Consider the following 580-nt stretch of genomic DNA (forward strand, 5'->3'; position numbering starts at 1 on the left):
GTGCGCCATCTGCAAGTCGTCGGCTTCGATGATGACGATGGCCGTCAAAGGCAAGACGCGCACCGAGGCCGAAGTACTGATCAATGAGTTTCTCGATATGGCGACCGGCAAGCTCGAGCTTGCCGACGCTCACCACATCGGGCGGCTGCGGGTATTTTCCGGCATCCGCGACCTGCCGGTGCGCGTCAAATGCGCGATCCTCCCGTGGCACACACTGCATGCCGCGCTCAATGCCATTGAGAACACGTCGACCGAGGCCGAACATGATCCGATGCACACGTCGATCGGTGATGCCTGATCCTGATCCGATAGTTAGGAAATTACAATGCCAAAAATTGCCGAAATCGAAGACACCCCCAATCCGAATGCGGTGAAGTTCACTTTCCATGAGCCGCTGACCTGGGGCATTACGCACTCGTACGAGAACGCCGAGCAAGCCAAGGACGATGTGCTCGCCTGCGCGCTGTTCGACATCGAGCATGTCAGCAATGTGTTTTACGTTGACCGCTGGCTCACGGTCACGCAGGACGGCGGTGCCGACTGGCCGGACCTGGTGCGCCTGATTGCCGTGCCACTGCGC

At 59.1% G+C, this 580-nt stretch carries 1 protein-coding gene and 1 pseudogene; both read left to right on the forward strand.

The window, feature by feature from the left end:
• Positions 1-298, forward strand: a pseudogene (locus tag ACP7BV_RS27720) (Fe-S cluster assembly sulfur transfer protein SufU); the annotation flags it as partial.
• Positions 299-325: 27 nt separating this feature from the next.
• A partial coding sequence (locus ACP7BV_RS27725) for a NifU N-terminal domain-containing protein (RefSeq protein WP_426108133.1) occupies positions 326-580 on the forward strand: 255 nt, incomplete at its 3' end.

Source organism: Massilia sp. TSP1-1-2, from assembly GCF_049896185.1.
In the GTDB taxonomy this organism is placed as follows: Bacteria; Pseudomonadota; Gammaproteobacteria; order Burkholderiales; family Burkholderiaceae_D; genus Telluria_A.